16 protein-coding genes and 1 tRNA gene are annotated in these 16,573 nt (G+C 69.0%); 7 read left to right on the forward strand and 10 right to left on the reverse strand.

Features of this window, described 5'->3' with window-relative positions:
* Positions 1–61: 61 nt before the first annotated feature.
* The 3 genes from H0524_RS12140 to H0524_RS12150 form a co-directional block, all read right to left on the reverse strand.
* Positions 62–859, reverse strand: coding sequence for an alpha/beta fold hydrolase (locus tag H0524_RS12140; protein WP_180198738.1), 798 nt, complete (start codon positions 857–859; stop codon positions 62–64).
* Between the two features lie 51 nt (positions 860–910).
* On the reverse strand, positions 911–2,200 hold the full coding sequence (locus tag H0524_RS12145; RefSeq protein WP_180198739.1) for an MFS transporter: 1,290 nt from the start codon (positions 2,198–2,200) through the stop codon (positions 911–913).
* A 77-nt stretch (positions 2,201–2,277) separates the two neighbouring features.
* Positions 2,278–2,760 carry a hypothetical protein gene (locus H0524_RS12150; protein WP_180198740.1) on the reverse strand — a complete coding sequence of 161 codons (483 nt, stop codon included), beginning with the start codon at positions 2,758–2,760 and terminating at the stop codon, positions 2,278–2,280.
* A 150-nt stretch (positions 2,761–2,910) separates the two neighbouring features.
* On the opposite strand from H0524_RS12150, the gene H0524_RS12155 reads away from it, so the two are divergent.
* Together H0524_RS12155 and H0524_RS12160 are read left to right on the forward strand one after the other, a co-directional pair.
* Positions 2,911–3,831: a polysaccharide deacetylase family protein gene (locus H0524_RS12155; protein ID WP_180198776.1), complete on the forward strand. Its 921-nt coding sequence runs from the start codon at positions 2,911–2,913 to the stop codon at positions 3,829–3,831.
* Between the two features lie 246 nt (positions 3,832–4,077).
* Positions 4,078–4,716, forward strand: coding sequence for a TMEM175 family protein (locus H0524_RS12160; protein ID WP_180198741.1), 639 nt, complete (start codon positions 4,078–4,080; stop codon positions 4,714–4,716).
* Positions 4,717–4,872: 156 nt separating this feature from the next.
* Here the strand turns inward: H0524_RS12160 and H0524_RS12165 are convergent.
* From H0524_RS12165 to H0524_RS12185, 5 genes are all read right to left on the reverse strand, one after another.
* Positions 4,873–4,944: transfer RNA gene (locus H0524_RS12165), tRNA-Val, on the reverse strand.
* A 78-nt stretch (positions 4,945–5,022) separates the two neighbouring features.
* Positions 5,023–5,490, reverse strand: a complete 468-nt coding sequence (locus H0524_RS12170; protein WP_026323019.1) for a peroxiredoxin — start codon at positions 5,488–5,490, stop codon at positions 5,023–5,025.
* A 74-nt stretch (positions 5,491–5,564) separates the two neighbouring features.
* Positions 5,565–6,002 carry a DUF3052 domain-containing protein gene (locus H0524_RS12175; protein ID WP_018216517.1) on the reverse strand — a complete coding sequence of 146 codons (438 nt, stop codon included), beginning with the start codon at positions 6,000–6,002 and terminating at the stop codon, positions 5,565–5,567.
* Positions 6,003–6,289: 287 nt separating this feature from the next.
* On the reverse strand, positions 6,290–6,772 hold the full coding sequence (locus H0524_RS12180; protein WP_180198742.1) for a MarR family winged helix-turn-helix transcriptional regulator: 483 nt from the start codon (positions 6,770–6,772) through the stop codon (positions 6,290–6,292).
* Positions 6,773–6,947: 175 nt separating this feature from the next.
* Positions 6,948–7,352, reverse strand: a complete 405-nt coding sequence (locus H0524_RS12185; RefSeq protein ID WP_180198743.1) for a YjbQ family protein — start codon at positions 7,350–7,352, stop codon at positions 6,948–6,950.
* A 188-nt stretch (positions 7,353–7,540) separates the two neighbouring features.
* Here H0524_RS12185 and aceE point away from each other — a divergent pair, with 188 nt between their 5' ends.
* Complete coding sequence (gene aceE / locus H0524_RS12190) at positions 7,541–10,279, forward strand: pyruvate dehydrogenase (acetyl-transferring), homodimeric type (protein ID WP_018728418.1); 2,739 nt, start codon at positions 7,541–7,543, stop codon at positions 10,277–10,279.
* Positions 10,280–10,514: 235 nt separating this feature from the next.
* On the opposite strand, the gene H0524_RS12195 is transcribed toward aceE, so the two are convergent.
* The gene (locus H0524_RS12195) at positions 10,515–10,961 is read right to left on the reverse strand and encodes an SRPBCC family protein (protein ID WP_018728419.1); all 447 of its coding nucleotides are present in this window, start codon (positions 10,959–10,961) and stop codon (positions 10,515–10,517) included.
* A 200-nt stretch (positions 10,962–11,161) separates the two neighbouring features.
* Between H0524_RS12195 and gltX the strand changes: the two genes are divergently transcribed.
* Positions 11,162–12,559 (forward strand): glutamate--tRNA ligase, encoded by a 1,398-nt coding sequence (gene gltX, locus H0524_RS12200; RefSeq protein ID WP_180198777.1) that lies wholly within the window; start codon positions 11,162–11,164, stop codon positions 12,557–12,559.
* Between the two features lie 252 nt (positions 12,560–12,811).
* Complete coding sequence (locus H0524_RS12205; protein ID WP_180198744.1) at positions 12,812–13,462, forward strand: hypothetical protein; 651 nt, start codon at positions 12,812–12,814, stop codon at positions 13,460–13,462.
* A 77-nt stretch (positions 13,463–13,539) separates the two neighbouring features.
* On the opposite strand, the gene H0524_RS25415 is transcribed toward H0524_RS12205, so the two are convergent.
* On the reverse strand, positions 13,540–13,863 hold the full coding sequence (locus tag H0524_RS25415) for a hypothetical protein (RefSeq protein WP_309225083.1): 324 nt from the start codon (positions 13,861–13,863) through the stop codon (positions 13,540–13,542).
* Positions 13,864–14,050: 187 nt separating this feature from the next.
* Here H0524_RS25415 and H0524_RS12210 point away from each other — a divergent pair, with 187 nt between their 5' ends.
* Both H0524_RS12210 and H0524_RS12215 read left to right on the forward strand, forming a co-directional pair.
* Positions 14,051–15,277 carry a helix-turn-helix domain-containing protein gene (locus H0524_RS12210; protein WP_180198745.1) on the forward strand — a complete coding sequence of 409 codons (1,227 nt, stop codon included), beginning with the start codon at positions 14,051–14,053 and terminating at the stop codon, positions 15,275–15,277.
* Positions 15,278–15,382: 105 nt separating this feature from the next.
* Positions 15,383–16,552, forward strand: a complete 1,170-nt coding sequence (locus tag H0524_RS12215) for an acyltransferase domain-containing protein (protein ID WP_180198746.1) — start codon at positions 15,383–15,385, stop codon at positions 16,550–16,552.
* Positions 16,553–16,573: the final 21 nt, after the last annotated feature.

Below are 16,573 nucleotides of genomic sequence, written 5' to 3' on the forward strand. Positions count from 1 at the left end.
GGACAGACAGCGGGTGAGGCCGGACGGACGGCGGGTGACCGTCACCGGGCCGGGGCTGGCGTCAGCCGGGAGGACCGGCGGGGTGGGTGAGGAAGGGCAACACCGCCGCCGGCAGGGCCGGGGACGAGAGGATGTCGTAGTGGGTGAGGCCGGGCAGCACCGCCAACCGGGCGGCCGACCGACCGGTGCCGTCCCAGCCGGCGTCCCGGTGCCCACCGCCTAGCAGCCCGAAGAACTCCACCATGTGCGCGGTGGTCACCGAGTCCGCGTCGGCGAAGACCAGCAGCGTGGGCAGGACGAGGGCGGCCACCTCCGCCGACCAGTCGTACTCGCGCCGCAGCAGCTCCCCCGACTTCGCCCACAGCCGGGGCCACTGGGCCGGCTCGGGCGCGACCCGGAGGTAGCGCTGGTGCGCTGGAGTGCCCCGCATCCGCTCCCCCACCGCCTCGTCCTGCTGGGCCATCTCGGCGCGGGTCTCTCGATACCAGCCCTGCTGGCGGCAGGGCGCGGAGACCACCACCAGCCGGCCGACCAGGTCCGGATGCTGGATCGCGGTACGCAGCCCCACCCCGCCGCCCAGCGAGTATCCGAGCACGTCCACCTCAGCCAGACCAAGCTTCGTCATCAACGCGGCGACATCGTCGGCCAGTGACTCGTACCGGAGCGGACGGTCCACGTCAGCAGTGCGGCCATGCCCCTGAAGATCCACCGCGAGGACGCTGCGCCGCTCCGTCAGGGCCGGCAGGAGCGGGGCGAACAGCTCAGTCGACCCGAAGCCGCCGTGCAGCAACACCAGCGGATGCCCGGTTCCGTGCCACTCGTACCACATTCTAAGCCCGTTGACATCGGCGTAGCTCACGGTTTCCCACCCGACTCCGGTGGCCCCGCACCACCGTGCATACCGGTGATCCTATTGCCCGGATGTCGCCGTCGGTGCTGGCTGTTCCAGGTCTGTTGCGGAACCGTTCCGACTGCTTGCCGGTGACCTGGCGGCTCTGGTGACGGAAACCCGGGTGGGCGTCGGCTCGCCCGGGGCTGCCCGGCGCACCGCGCACGAACGGGGGCGATAGGAGGCGATGGCTGCGGCGGCGAGACAGACCCCCGCCGCAGCTGAAAGTGGGACCGTGCTGCCGAGCTGAACAGCACCGGCGCCGAGTGGAATCGCGAGCGCAACAGGCCCGAACATCGCCATGTTGACCAGGCCGGACGCTCGCCCGAGCACTCCCGCCGGAGTGTACCGCTGGGTCGCGGTCACCGCTGCTACCAGCGTCCAGGGCAAGCCGACTCCCACTGCCACGGAGGCCCCGAACATAGCCGGCGACCACGGCAGGCAACGACCGAGGCAGCCAACGGCGAACAAGGCCGTACCGGCTATGCCGACCGCCGCCGTCCCCCGTCGGGTGATCAATCGGCCCACGATCAGTCCACCAAGGATGGAACCCAGTCCCTGAACACCGGCGAGAACCCCCAAAAACGTCGCCGGCAGGTTCAGCTCGGTAGTGACCATCGCGTAGTAGCCGGCCGTCGTAAAGCCCGACATCGCGATCGAGACGGAGGCGAGGGAAACCGGGACCAGAATCCCGGTACGCCCAAGTAGAACGGCAAGCCTGGCGCGAGGGATCCGCTGCCGATCGCGTGTTCTTTCGAGTGGCTCCGGAGCCAACCACAGGCCGGCATAGAGGGCGGCGACCAAAACTGGTACGACCCCCAGCACGCCCACTGCGCGACCGCCCTGCCCGGCGTAGAGACCGATGCCCGTTAACGGAGCCACGAGCTTCATGCCTTCCCTGGCGCTGGACCGCCAACCGTTGACGCTCCCGAGCTGCCCTGCGGAAAGAGCAGCTGGCAGGAGCGCCGTCTCGCCCGCATCAACCAATGTGCGACTGACTCCGAAAGCGAAAAGAACAGCGAATATGAGCCAGATCTGGTGCGGCCCCTGCACGGCAAACAGGCAGGAAAGGGCCAACGCCAAGGAGAGATTCACTCCGATGAGTAGTGGCCGCCTGGGCGTTCGGTCGAGCAGGCCGCCCAGCCAGGGAGCACCCCACACCGGGGCGTACAGGCAGAGTTGCGCGAGCGCGGCGAGGCTACTGGAATCGGTGAGATCGAGGATCCAGATTCCGGGCACCAGAGACAGGACCCCACCAACAAGTCCCGACAGCCCGGAAATCGCCACAAAAAGCCCAACATTGCGCTGCATTGACCCCCCAAGGTTGAGTTTCGGTGACTCACATCCTCAATCCTTGAGCCGAGTCCAGGCAAGACTGTCGGGGGACGTCAAGCTTCTGTTGACATCGCTACCTCGATCCTGCTGGCGGCCGCTTGAACCGGTAACGGCAGCCGGCCCGCCCCCACCTCCGCCAGGTCCGCAACGAGGTGCCGGGCCAGGGCGTACAACGCGCCCGGCGCTGAATCCAGCGCATGCGCTGCCGTCCCGCGCACCAGCGCCGCCGCCGGGAACCGGGCATCCCAGCCCCGGTCCGCGTCAATCCACCGCTGAAGATCAGCCACGGCCACCCGCAACGCGGCGATCCGGGCAGAGTAGCGACGATCGAGTGCTTGCCGCCGGGACCGTCGGGCCACTGCGAGACGCTGGCGGCGCTGCTCCGCGGCCTGCCGGCTACCCAAACCCAACGCTGCGGCTATCTCCGCCCAGGTGACGCCCGCATGGCGGGCCCGGTCGATCAGTTCCAACTCCCGCTCATCGAGGCGGACTCGAGCATTCCTGACGTCGGCCAGGTGTGCGATCACGGAGGTCACGCGTCAACATTAGATTGACATCGGAGGGTAGCCATCACCCTTCCCGTGAACATGCCTCATGTTGCTGGGTATGATCCGCCGATGACAGGCAGGCCGGAGGCGACTGACGGTCGGAAACGACCAACACAATTATTCAGCCGCAGAGGAATGCTGACGCTGGCCGGCGTCGGAACACTAGGCGGGCTAGCCGCCATCGCCGGGGCGCGCACTGCCCCCTGGCGGACCGACCGCAGTGCCCACGGAGACGTTCCTGCCTGGATAGAGCCCGTCGACACCAGCGCCACCCCAGCGCCACCACCACCAACGGCTACCGCCCCCGGCACGCTACCGTCCCGAGAAGAGATCATCAGCCACTACGGCGCCCGGACACCCCGCTACTGGGGATTACATCCGGACAGTTCCTGGTCAACTTTTCCGACCGACACCGCACTGACCCGCGACTCCGTCTGCCTGACGTTCGACGCTTGCAGCGACAGCAGCGGCTACGACGAACGACTGATCAACACGCTGCGGGAGCAGCGCGTACCGGCGACGCTGTTTGTCAACCAACGCTGGGCGACCGCCCATCGACAGGAATTCGAAAGCCTCGTGGCTGACCCCCTGTTCGAGATCGGCAACCACGGTACGAACCACCGCCCGCTATCAACTTCTGGTCGCTCCGCATACGGAATCGCCGGCACGAAAAACGTTGCCGAGGTGTACGACGAAATCGCCGGAATGCACACGTGGATGGCCACCAACTACAGCCTCCAGCCAAAGTTCTTCCGCCCGGGAACAGCCCACGCCGACAACGTGGCCACCCAGGTGTCCCGGGCGATGGGCGAGTGGACCGTGATGTTCAGCGTCAACGGCGACTTCGGTGCCACCGCAAGCGCCAACCAGGTCTACCAGCAGTTCCTGCAACTCCGCCCCGGCGGAATCCTGCTGGCACACTTCAACCGTCCAGACTCGGAGACAGCCGCCGGCGTCGAACGCGCACTTCCGGTTCTCAAGGCACGCGGCCTACGTTTCCGAAGACTCGACGAAGTGATCCCTGCTACCACTTCCCCGGAGCAACCTCCCCGTTGGTGAACCGTCCGCAGCAGCCACGTCGGCGCTGCCACGACGGCACTCGCCATTGCATGCGCGTGGCACCCATCGCCTGGCACCCCGCACCGCCCATTCCGCAAAGGTCGTCCACTCCGGTCGACTGAGGGCAGTTTCGCCACACACTCCGCCCCGGCCGGGTGACGATCAGTGTGCGGATCCAGCAGGGGGCGGGGTGACGTGACGCAGGCGGGCGGAGGGCCGAGGCACCGGTATCGGCGAGACAGCGAGATGTCCCGGGACACCACCCGGGTGGAGGCGTTCAGCGACGCCGTAATCGCCGTCGCACTGACTCTGATGGCGGTGGAACTGCTCCAGTTCAACCCAGCGGGAGCGGCCGACACCGACCTGGTGTCGCGGCTCCAACAGGAGTGGCGGGCCTTCCTCGCCTACGTCATCACCTTCGCCATCGTCGGCCAGATCTGGCTGGCCCACCACAACAGTTGGCGCTACGTGGTCCGGGTTGACCAGATGCTGTTGGTGCTGAACCTGCTGATGCTGATGTTCGTGGCCGCAATCCCGTTCACGGCCAACCAGCTCTCGGATCATCTTCGCGGCAGCGATGTGGACCAGCGGTTGTCGGCCGCGATCTACGTCGGCGCCGTGCTCGGCGAGGCGCTGTTTTTCAACCTGGGCTGGTGGTGGGCACGCTGGCGGGGACTGCTCCACCCGGATCTCGATCCCCAGCTGGCGGCGTCGGTCTCCCGCCGATACCTCATCCGCCCGCTGCTCTACCTGATCGCCTTCGCCATCGTCTTCATCAATCCGATCCTCAGTCTGCTGGCCTACCTACTGCTGGTGGCGATCTACCTGATCCGCGGCCCGGGCGACCTCCCGCCGGCCGGACGGGCGGAAGACGAGTGTGGCTAGCACTCGCCCACGGGGCCGGTCAGGTCGAGTCGGAGTAGGCGAGGTGACTGCCGCAGCGCCGATGGAATCCGTCCCACAGGGTCGCGCAGCTGTTGCTATGGCTGTCCCAGCCCGGGAAGTGACCTCCGGGCCATCGTGAGTGCTGGTGGTACGGGGTGGGCGCGGCAGGTTTCGAACCTGCGACCCCTCGCTTGTAAGGCGAGTGCTCTCCCACTGAGCTACGCGCCCCGGGCGCCGGTGAGACGGGCCGGAGGCTGGCAAGCTTACCCTGCCGCCACCGGCGCCGCCCCGACGGTCGACCAGGTGTCAGGCGGCCGCAACCTCAGCCAGCGCCTTACGCCAGCTTTGCTGGTCACGGGCCTCACCCGGCGTGTTCATCTCGGCGAAGCGGACCACACCCGCCTTGTCGATGACGAAGGTGCCCCGGTTGGCGATGCCAGCAACGTCGTTGAAGACCCCGTACGCCTGGGCGACCGCACCGTGCGGCCAGAAGTCGGAGAGCAGCGGGAACTGGTAGCCCTCCTGGTCCGCCCAGATCTTGTGGGCGTACACCGAGTCAACGCTGACGGTGAGCACCTGAACGTCGTCGTTGACGTACTGGTTCAGGTTGTCCCGTACCTCGCACAGTTCACCCTGGCAGACACCGGTGAAGGCGAGTGGGTAGAAGACCAGGAGCACACTGCGCTTGGCACGGAAGTCGGCGAGCCGAACCTCCTGGTTGTTCTGGTCCTTGAGCACGAAGTCCGGCGCCTGCGCGCCTACCTCGATGGGCATACGGAACTCCTTGCGGGTCGGGTCAACGTCACGAAAGCCTGCCATACGGCGGGCGCTGAGCGGTGTGGAGTCAGTTACTTCTTACTCTTCGACCCACGGCGCAGCACCAACCGGGCGCCACTCCAGTCCCGGCCGGCGTTGATCGTGGAGGTCTGCTGCAGACCGGCGGTAGGCGCGGACTCGGCGATCTCGCTGGGCTCCACGTGCCCCTCACGTCCGGCCTTCGGCGTCAGTAGCCACACGATTCCGCTGTCCGCCAGCGGGCCGAGGGCATCAACGAGCAGCTCGAAAAGGTCACCGTCGCCGTCCCGGTACCACACCAGTACCGCGTCGACCACCTCGTCGGTGTCTTCGTCAACCAGTTCCCCACAGCGGTCGGTCAGTGCGTCTCGGAGATCCTGGTCGACGTCGTCGTCGTACCCCATCTCCATGACGACCATCCCCGGCTCGATTCCGAACCGGTCCGCCAGGCTGCGTACCCCGTCGGCGGCCTGACCAGCGGTCGCGCTCACTGTCGCGTGCCTCCTCTTTCATCCAGCTCACAGCGTCGGTTGACGCCGTGAGCCAAGTCCACACAGTTGCGGCTCGGCGCGCAAGTGGCACACCGGGTCGAACGGAATTTACCCTGCCAGGAGTGTGCGGGCACCCTGGGTGATGGCATCGTCGGTGACCAGAACCTGACGGGCCAACGGGCCTTATGGTACGAACGAGTCAACTGCCGCAACACGCCGCACCACTCCGACGTATCCGGCATCGACCAGGGCCACGATGCTCCTCCGCAGCGGCAGGGGCGCCCGGTCTACTCCGTCGCGCCGGTCGGCGGGCAGCCACACTCGGACATTTTGGTTACCAGGGCACGCAGGGCACTGATTTCCTCATCGCTGAGACCGGCGAGGAGCCGGGACTCGGACATCGCCTGGTGGACCCGCACCCGTACCAGCCGCCCGGTGGTGGTCACCACAAGTGTCTTCTGCCGCCGATCGGCCGGGTCGATCCGGCGCTCGACCAGGCCCGCCTGCTCCAGCCGGTCTACCAGGGCGGTGACGTTGGACCGGTCGCAGCGCAGCTGCTCGGCGAGTTCCCGGGCCGGCAACGGCCGGTCCGGGTCGAGTTCGTACAGGGCGCGGGCCACGGCGGGGGTGAGCCCCAGCCGGTTGATGTCGATTTCCTGGTCCTGCCGGATGGTCGAGGCGATCTGCATGATCCGACGGATGGCGTCCCCGGCCAGCTCAGACCGGTTGCCAGCGGGGAAGTCGACCCGCTGGACGGTGCGATGCGCCATGACCGGCACCCTACCCGCCACACCAGTTGAGGTGGCCGGTTCCCGAAACGACGGCACCCGGTGTCGGAACGCGCACCGCCCCGCGGAGGGTTCTCCTCGCCCCCGCGGAGGGTTCTCCTCGCCCCCCGAGGAGGGTTCTGCTCGTCCGGCCGGCAAGCCGGTTCGTCGGTGCCGGTCAGCCGGACAGAAACGAGAAACGAACCTGGCGGGTTGGGTTGTCCCCGTTCGGGTCAACCAGGCACAGCGACTGCCAGGTGCCGAGCATGAGCCGCCCGGCACACACCGGCAGCGTCGCATCCGGCGACAGGAAAGCGGGCAGCAGATGGTCCCGCCCGTGCCCGGGCGACCCGTGCCGGTGTCGCCACCGGTCGTCGGCGGGCAACAGGTCGTTGAGCACCTGACGTAGGTCATCGTCGGACCCGGCGCCGAATTCGATGAGCGCGAGCCCGGCGGTGGTGTGGGGCACGAAGACGTGCAGCAGGCCGTCCCCCTGTCCGGCGACGAACCGGTCCGCCTCGTCGCTGATGTTCCGGACGGTGAGGCGTGAGCCCGTCTGCACGGTTATCACTTCGGTACGCATGGGTGAATTCTGCCCGCGGCCGGTCCTGGTCGACCCGTGACACCGAGACATCGTCGGGCCACCCAGATGAAGTTACCGACGAGTACCTGTGTCGAGCGTCGCGTCTCCTGCGGGTGAAGTGACGGGGAGCGCCTCGAGAAGGCAGGATGGCGCTATAACCTGACCAAAATCCAACCGAGGGAACGCCTGTGGCCACGGAACGCAAGCGCCCGGTGATCAGTGCCGGTCTGCCGAGCCAGCTTCCGGATATCGACCCCGACGAGACCGGCGAATGGGTCGAGTCGCTGGACGGTGTCATCGACGAGCGCGGGACGAAGCGCGCCCGCTACGTCATGCTGCGCCTGCTGGAACGAGCCCGCGAGCGTCAGGTCGGGGTGCCATCCCTGACGACCACGGACTACATCAACACCATCGCACCGGAGCAGGAGCCCTGGTTCCCCGGTGACGAGCACGTCGAGCGGCGGATCCGGGCCTACATCCGATGGAACGCGGCGGTGTTGGTGCACCGGGCCCAGCGGCCGGAGATCGGCGTCGGTGGGCACATCTCGACGTTCGCCAGCTCGGCCTCGCTCTACGAGGTCGGCTTCAACCACTTCTTCCGGGGTAAGGACCACCCGGGGGGCGGCGACCACCTCTTCTACCAGGGACACGCCTCCCCCGGCATGTACGCGCGGGCGTTCCTCGAGGGACGGCTCAGCGAGCACCAGCTCGACGGGTTCCGCCAGGAGCTGTCGCACCCCGGCGGCGGGCTGCCGTCGTACCCGCACCCCCGGCTGATGCCGAACTTCTGGGAGTTCCCCACCGTCTCGATGGGCCTCGGCGGCGTCAACGCCATCTACCAGGCCAGGTTCAACCGCTACCTGCACCACCGTGGCATCAAGGACACCTCCGACCAGAACGTGTGGGCGTTCCTCGGCGACGGCGAGATGGACGAGCCGGAGACGCTGGGCGCGATCGGGACCGCCGCCCGGGAGGAGCTGGACAACCTCACCTTCGTCATCAACTGCAACCTGCAACGCCTGGACGGACCGGTCCGCGGCAACGGCAAGGTGATGCAGGAGCTGGAGGCGTTCTTCCGGGGCGCCGGCTGGAACGTCATCAAGGTCGTCTGGGGCCGCGAGTGGGACCCACTGCTCGCCCGGGACACCGACGGCGCGCTGGTCAACCTGATGAACACCACGCCGGACGGTGACTACCAGACCTACAAGGCGGAGTCCGGGGCGTACATCCGGGAGCACTTCTTCGGCCGCGACCCGCGGACCCGCAAGATGGTCGAGCACCTCAGCGACGACGAGATCTGGAACCTGAAGCGGGGCGGCCACGACTACCGGAAGCTCTACGCGGCGTACAAGTCCGCGGTGGAGCACACCGGGCAGCCGACGGTGATTCTGGCCAAGACCATCAAGGGTTGGACACTCGGCTCGCACTTCGAGGGGCGCAACGCCACCCACCAGATGAAGAAGCTGACGCTGGAGGACCTGAAGACCTTCCGCGACCGGCTCTACCTGGACATCCCGGACAAGGCGTTGGAGGAGAACCCCTACCTGCCGCCGTACTACCGGCCGGAGGCGAAGTCCGACGAGATCGAGTACCTGCACGAGCGGCGCCGACAGCTCGGCGGCTACCTACCCTCCCGACGGTCCGGCACGAAGCGGCTCGCCATCCCCGGCCCCGAGAGCTTCGCCGACGTGAAGCGTGGTTCCGGTAAGCAGAAGGTGGCCACCACGATGGCCTTCGTCCGGTTGCTCAAGGACCTGATGAAGGACAAGGAGTTCGGCCGACGCTGGGTACCGATCATCCCGGACGAGGCCCGCACCTTCGGGATGGACTCGCTCTTCCCGACGCGGAAGATCTACTCGCCGCACGGCCAGCGCTACACCTCGGTTGACCGGGAGCTGTTCCTGTCGTACAAGGAGGCGACCAGCGGGCAGATCCTGCACGAGGGCATCAACGAGGTCGGCTCGGTCGCCTCCTTCACCGCGGCCGGCTCCGCGTACGCCACGCACAACGAGCCGATGATCCCGATGTACATCTTCTACTCGATGTTCGGGTTCCAGCGGACCGCGGACGGGCTCTGGGCGGCGGCCGACCAGATGGCCCGTGGCTTCCTGCTCGGCGCCACCGCCGGCCGGACCACGCTCAACGGCGAGGGCCTCCAGCACGAGGACGGTCACTCACTGTTGATCGCCGCCACCAACCCGGCGGTGGTCGCCTACGACCCGGCGTTCGCCTTCGAGATCGCGCACATCGTGGAGAACGGCCTGCACCGCATGTACGGCGAGGCGCAGGAGAACATCTTCTACTACCTGACGATCTACAACGAGCCGATCGTGCAGCCGGCGGAGCCGGCGGAGGTCGACGTCGAGGGCATCCTGAAGGGCATCTACCGGTACGCGCCGGCGCCCCAGGTGGACGGCCCGTCGGCACAGCTGCTCGCCTCCGGCACCGGCATGCAGTGGGCGCTCAAGGCGCAGGACCTGCTCGCCCGGGACTGGGGGGTGGCCGCCAGCGTCTGGTCCGTGACCTCCTGGACCGAGCTGCGCCGCGACGCGGTCCAGGCGGAGGAGCACAACCTGCTCAACCCGACCGAGCAGCAGCAGGTCCCGTACGTGACGGCCAAGCTGGCCGACGCCGACGGACCGAAGGTCGCGGTCAGCGACTGGATGCGGGCGGTGCCGGATCTGATTGCCCGCTGGGTGCCCGGCGACTACACCTCGCTCGGCACCTGCGGGTTCGGCAAGTCGGACACCCGGCACGCACTGCGTCGGTACTTCCACGTGGACGCGGAGTCGATCGTGGTCGCGACGTTGCGGCAGCTCGCGCTCCGCGGCGCGGTCCCGGCGGGGGTCCCCGCCGAGGCGGCCAAGAAGTACGCCATCGACGACATCGGGGCCGCCCCCGTCGGTGAGACCGGCGGCGACAGCTGACCGACGGTCACGGCTGGCCCGGCGCGGAGTGTTCCACGCCGGGCCGGTGTCGTCTCTCGGGGTGTTCCGTCCACATCCCCTCGTGCGGATACTGACCGCAGGTGGCTGCTGGCCGCAGGTGGACGCTGGCCGCGCCGCACCCGGGAGTGGGGAGCTACCCAGTGGCGGTGGCCCGGATCCCTGGCTAGGACCTCAGGCCACCGCCGGAACGGGTTGACGCCAGGACGGGACCCGGTCAGCCGACGGCGGCCAGGTCGGTCAGCCGGGCGAGCGAGTCCTCCAGGTCGGCGCCGACCCGACGCAGACCGAGCCGGAGCAGGGCGGCTTTGACCGGACCAGCCGGCCAGCGTACGACGATCAGCCGCACGACCGTCGCGCCCGGTGCCTCGTCCGCGGTGAGCTGGACGTAGATCTCGGTGCGCGCCTCCGCTCGGGCACCGGCGCCCTTGGCGCGTTCCCGCCAGCCGATCAGGGTCGGCTCCTGGTAGGCGATCACCTCGGCCTCATGGGCCGCGCCCCGCCCCGCCTGGACCCGCTGCCGCCGGCCGAAGCCCTCCCCGGAGAGCACTTCCGCCGCCCGGACCCCGGCCAGCCAGGCCGGTAGCTGTTCAGCCCGCTGCACGACGCCCCAGACCGCTTCGATCGGCGCGGTTACGTGCGAGCTGCGTTCCACGAGGATCATTTTCCGTCTTCCTCCAGTGCGGACAACCCACGATATCGGCACTCTATGCGCTATTTCGGACTTAAACGGACAGGTAGGTAAAAGACACGCCGAAAACCCTTGCCTCCGTCCGGGCACTATGGGTATGGCCTCCGTCGACGGCAAGGGGCCCTTCCCGACACCGACCCGGCCAGCCGTAGGCTGGGGGCGTGACGGTACGTGTGCGCTTCGCCCCCTCCCCGACCGGAATGTTCCACGTCGGCGGTGCCCGTTCGGCTCTGCAGAACTGGATCTTCGCCAAGCAGCAGGGCGGGGTGTTCGTACTCCGGGTCGAGGACACGGACGCGGCCCGCAACAAGCCGGAGTGGACCGAGGGCATCCTGGCGGCACTGGAGTGGATCGGCATCGCCCGCGGCAGCTACGAAGGGCCCTACTTCCAGTCCTCGTACGCGACCGAGCACCGCGCCGCCGCGAGCCGGCTACACGAGGGCGGGCGGGCGTACTACTGCGACTGCACACGGGAGGCGGTCCAGGCCCGTACCGGCTCACCACACACCGGCTACGACGGCTTCTGTCGGGATCGAAAGCTGGGCCCGGGCGCCGGCCGCGCCCTCCGCTTCCGGACCCCGGACGAGGGTACGACCGTGGTGGTCGACCTGATCCGCGGTGAGCCCACCTTCGACAACCGGCTGATCGAGGATTTCGTGATCGCCCGGAGCGACGGTTCACCGGTCTTCCTGCTCGCCAACGTGGTGGACGACATGACGATGGGGATCACCCACGTCATCCGGGCCGAAGAGCACCTGCCGAACACGCCGAAGCAGCAACTGCTCTGGGACGCACTCGGCGTGAAGCCGCCGGTGTGGGCGCACGTCCCGGTCGTCGTCAACGAGAAGCGGCAGAAGCTGTCCAAGCGCCGGGACAAGGTGGCCCTGGAGGCGTACCGCGACGAGGGCTATCTGGCCGACGCGATGCGCAACTACCTGATGTTGCTCGGCTGGGCCCCGGCCGGCGACCGGGAGATCGTGCCCTGGCCGGCCATCGAGGAGGAGTTCCGACTGGATGAGGTGAACCCCTCCTCGGCCTTCTTCGACGAGAAGAAGCTGCGCGCGTTCAACGGCGAGTACATCCGAGCGCTGCCGGTCGCCGATTTCGTCGCGGCGTGCCAGCCATGGTTGACCGGGACCGCGACGATCGCGCCTCCGCCGTGGCAGCCGGACGAATTCGACGCCGAGGCGTTCGAGGCGGTGGCACCGCTGGCACAGACCCGGATCGCGGTACTCAGCGAGATCGTGCCCAACGTGGATTTCCTCTTCCTCGACACGCCGCTGATCGACGAGGGAGCGTGGGCCAAGGCGATGAAGGACGGCGCCGGCGACCTGCTCGACGCGGTGATCGCCGCCTTCACCGAGGTGCCGTCGTGGGACGCGGATTCGACCAGGTCGACACTGGAGGCGGTCGGCACCGCGCACGGCTTGAAGTTGGGCAAGGCCCAGGCACCCGTCCGGGTCGCGGTGACCGGCCGCCGGGTCGGCCTCCCCCTCTTCGAGTCGCTTGAGGTCCTGGGCCGCGAGCGCACCCTGACCCGACTACGAGCCGCCCGGCTCCGTCTCCCCTGAGGAGAGATACACCCCGCCGTCCGGTTGCCCGGCGCGGTAGGTAAAATGCGCGGGTCGACCGGCCGCGAGCGGCGACTCCTGGGTTGAAGATCACAGATAGCTGAAATCTCTTCACCGGGAGGTGCAACCAGCTGTCGCGTGACGGAGTCTATTGAGGTGGAGGCGTCCGGCCTAACATCCGGCGTCCACGGCGATCCGCGTGCACGAAGCCCGCAGCGATGCCATCCATCGAACGGGGGCGAGGAGGCAGCGATGGTCCGTAGGGTACGGCGGTTGGTCGCCATCATGGCTGGTGGTCTCACGGCGGGAGTGCTCACGCTCGGCCTCGCCGCACCCGCGTCGGCGACGACGAAGCCGCCGCCAGCGGGGGTGGATATCACCGGTGCCGGAATGGCCGAGCCGCTACACCTACGCGCCGACACGCACCCGACCCAGGTGACGGCCGTCATCGACCAGGTTAACTTCCTTGGCGACGCCGGCCAGAGCAGCAAACCGGACAAGGCCGACCTCGGTCCTAAGTACACTATCGTCGTGCTCGTTGGGGACAAACCCCAGCAGACCTACGACCTGTACCCGAAGGCCGCCGGCGGGCCCCGTATCTACCGACCTGCCAAGCAGCCGGACTCCGAGCAGGCCGCCGCCGGCTGGTTCTTCGGCCGATTCACCATGTCGGAGACGCTGCGGACCGCTGGTGTGCCGTTGGAACGGCAGGTGGACGCGGTTGTCGGTGGGGCCGGCGGCAGCGAACGGATGATTCCGGAAGATGCGCTCGACCCGGCTGGAAACATCGACGAGGCCTTCAGCGGGTTGCCCCGGCTGCTCTTGGTCAACGTAGCCGTCGTGCTGACGATCACCTTCGGGCTGGCCGGGATCGCACTGCTGATCCGGCGTCGGACCCGCTGACGCCGCCGGTCGATCCGCGGACGCCGCGGCCGACCGCCGCGGCGCTATCCGTCAGCCACCGCTTCCCCGCCGCCGGATCAGCACCAGCGGCTGGGCGGTCGGCCGGAGCGCCCCGCCCGCGTTCGGGGTCGAACCGGGCCGTGCCGGTGCGCGCCCGCCCAGCCCGGCAGGCCGCTGAGACAACCCCGAACCGGGCTTGACGGCGACCCGACCGACTCGGCGGACCGTTGACGCGGCACCGCTGAATCCTCCTCAGCGCACTCCGGTAAGGGCCCGCTGGGTGTCTCGGCCGGAACGCCGCCGGCAAGCCACCGGTGCTGCTTGGTTGCCGGCAACTCGTGGTGGCCCGGCCGGCAGTGCCCGTCCTGGGCGCAGCCGCGCTCGGCCTCCCCGTGCGCCATCCAGGTCTCCTCACCCTCGCTGTCGCCCACCGGCGCTGCCCCGGCGTGCCCCTGTCACCGTACTGGCCGGGACCGACGGGCGGTGCGGCGCGCGTACCAGGTCACAACTGGAATCGACGCGAATCACCGACCTCGGACGAACCGCCCAGGTGCCACACCGCAGGTAGCGACGTGTCAGGCTAGGGCGGTGAACGAGCCGGGAACCGAACTGGCGGCCACGCTGCGCCGGATCGAGCGGGCGGCGGGAGCACTCGCCACCGCCAGTGTGGCGCGGATGGACGAGACACTGCCCTGGTTCCGCGAGCTCCCGGCCGACCAACGCTCCTGGGTCATGTTGGTGGCGCAGGCCGGTGCCCGCTCCCTGGTGCAGTGGCTGCGCGCCGGCGGCGGCACCGCGGACAGCACCCAGGAGGTTTCCGACGAGGTCTTCGCGACCGCGCCGCAGGCCCTGGCCCGCTCCATCAGCCTCCAGCAGACGGTAGCCCTGATCAAGGTGACCATCGACGTGGTGGAAGAACGGGTCCCGACCCTCGCCGCCCCCGGGGAGGAGCAGCAGTTACGGGATGTGGTGCTGCGCTACTCCCGGGAGATCGCGTTCGCCGCCGCCCGGGTGTACGCGCGGGCCGCCGAGTCCCGTGGTTCCTGGGACGCCCGGCTCCAGGCCCTCCTGGTTGACGCGCTTCTCCGTGGCGACTCACCAGACGTGTTGGCCAGCCGGGCGGCGGCGCTGGGCTGGGCGGACGCGCCCCCGGTGGCGGTGGCGGTGGGCCGCTCCCCAGGCGGGGAGGTCTCCGCCGTACTGCACACCGTCTACCGGCTGGCCCGGCGCATCGGTGCCGAGGTGATCGGGGGCGTGCACGGCGACCGCCTGGTCATCGTGCTCGGCGGGGTGGCCGATCCGGTGGCCGCCACCGGCAAGCTGCTCGACGCCTTCGGCACCGGCCCGGTCGTCGTGGGCCCGGCCGTGCCGAGCCTGGACGAGGCCACCGACTCGGCCCGGGCGGCCCTCGCCGGATTCCGGGCCGCCCCGGCCTGGCCGGCCGCGCCCCGACCGGTACCCGCCGCCGACCTGCTACCGGAGCGGGCGCTCGCCGGAGATGCCGAGGCCCGCCGCCGGCTGCGGCACGACGTGTACGCCCCGCTGGCCCGCTCCGGTGGGGAGCTGCTGGAGACGCTGGATGCCTTCTTCACCGCCACGGGCACCCTGGAGAGCGCGGCCCGGGCGCTGTTCGTACACCCGAACACGGTGCGGTACCGGCTGCGGCGGGTGGCGGAGGTGACCGGGCTGTCTCCCCTGGCGGCCCGGGATGCGTACGCGCTCCAGGTGGCGCTCACCGTCGGCCGACTTGACCCGGTATTCGCCCGGACATCGAACCGGACAATAAGCACGGTTACTCCTAAAACAGGGCAATAGACTGACAGTATTAGTGGATCTTTGTAGGATTCCTCCAAAGGTTCTAGTGCGGTTTGGTGCAAGACGGCACAGCGCTACCCGCGCGGATCCGGGAGAGTCGTACCCGTGCTCGCCGTACTCTCCCCCGGCCAGGGTTCACAGAAACCCGGCTTCCTGACCCCTTGGCTCGACCTTCCCGGCGCCGAGGCGCGGTTGCGCTGGTGGTCCGCGCTCGCCGGGGTCGACCTGGTGCACCTCGGCACGGCCGCGGACGCTGACGAGATCAAGGACACCGCCCGTACCCAACCGCTGCTCGTCGCGGCGGCGCTACTCGCCGCCGAGCAGCTACCGATGCACGATGTCACGCTCACCGCCGGCCACAGCGTCGGCGAGTTGGGCGCGACCGCGCTCGCCGGAGTGCTCACCCCGGAAGCCGCGGTCACGCTGGCCGCCGTCCGGGGGCGCGAGATGGCAGCGGCCTGCGCGCTGGAACCGACCGGGATGGCCGCGCTACTCGGCGGCGACCCCGACGAGGTACTCGCCACCATCGAGAAGCACGAGCTACACCCGGCCAACCGCAACGGCGCCGGCCAGGTCGTGGCCGCCGGATCCCTTGGTGGGCTGGAGAAGCTCGCCGCTGAACCCCCCGCCCGCGCCCGGGTCCGCCAGCTACAGGTGGCCGGCGCCTTCCACACGCCGTACATGGCCCCGGCCGAGGCCGCCCTCGCTGCCGTGGCCGCCGGCGTCACCCCCACCGATCCGACTCATATCCTGCTGTCAAACCTCGACGGCGCCGCGGTGAACCACGGCCGGGAGATGGTGCAGCGGCTGATCCGCCAGGTCACCGCCCCGGTCCGTTGGGACCTGTGCCTGCGCACCCTCGCCGACCTCGGTGTGACCGGGGTGATTGAACTACCCCCGGCCGGCACCCTCGCCGGCCTGGTCAAGCGGGAGCTGAAGGGCGAGGCCGCCCCGGAGATCGTCACCCTCAACACCCCGGACGACCTGCCCGCCGCGCGAGACCTGATCGCCCGGCACAGCGGCCCCGCCGGCCACGAGCCGGTCATCCAGTTCCGGGTCGTGGTCTCCCCCGCCGCCGGCACCTTCGTCCCCGCTGACGAGCTGACCGAAGGCGTTGACATGCGCGCCGGTCAGATCATTGGCCACATCGCCACCCGGCAGGGCCCGGTCGAGGTCACCGCCCACGACAGCGGCCTGCTCACCGAATGGCTCGCCCACCACGACGATCCGGTGGCCCCGGGCCAGCCGCTGGCCCGGATCGGTGGCCACACATGACTTCGCGGTACCCATGGCCGC

Origin of the sequence: Salinispora sp. H7-4, from assembly GCF_013416675.1 — a bacterium.
Classification (GTDB): domain Bacteria; phylum Actinomycetota; class Actinomycetes; order Mycobacteriales; family Micromonosporaceae; genus Micromonospora; species Micromonospora vitiensis.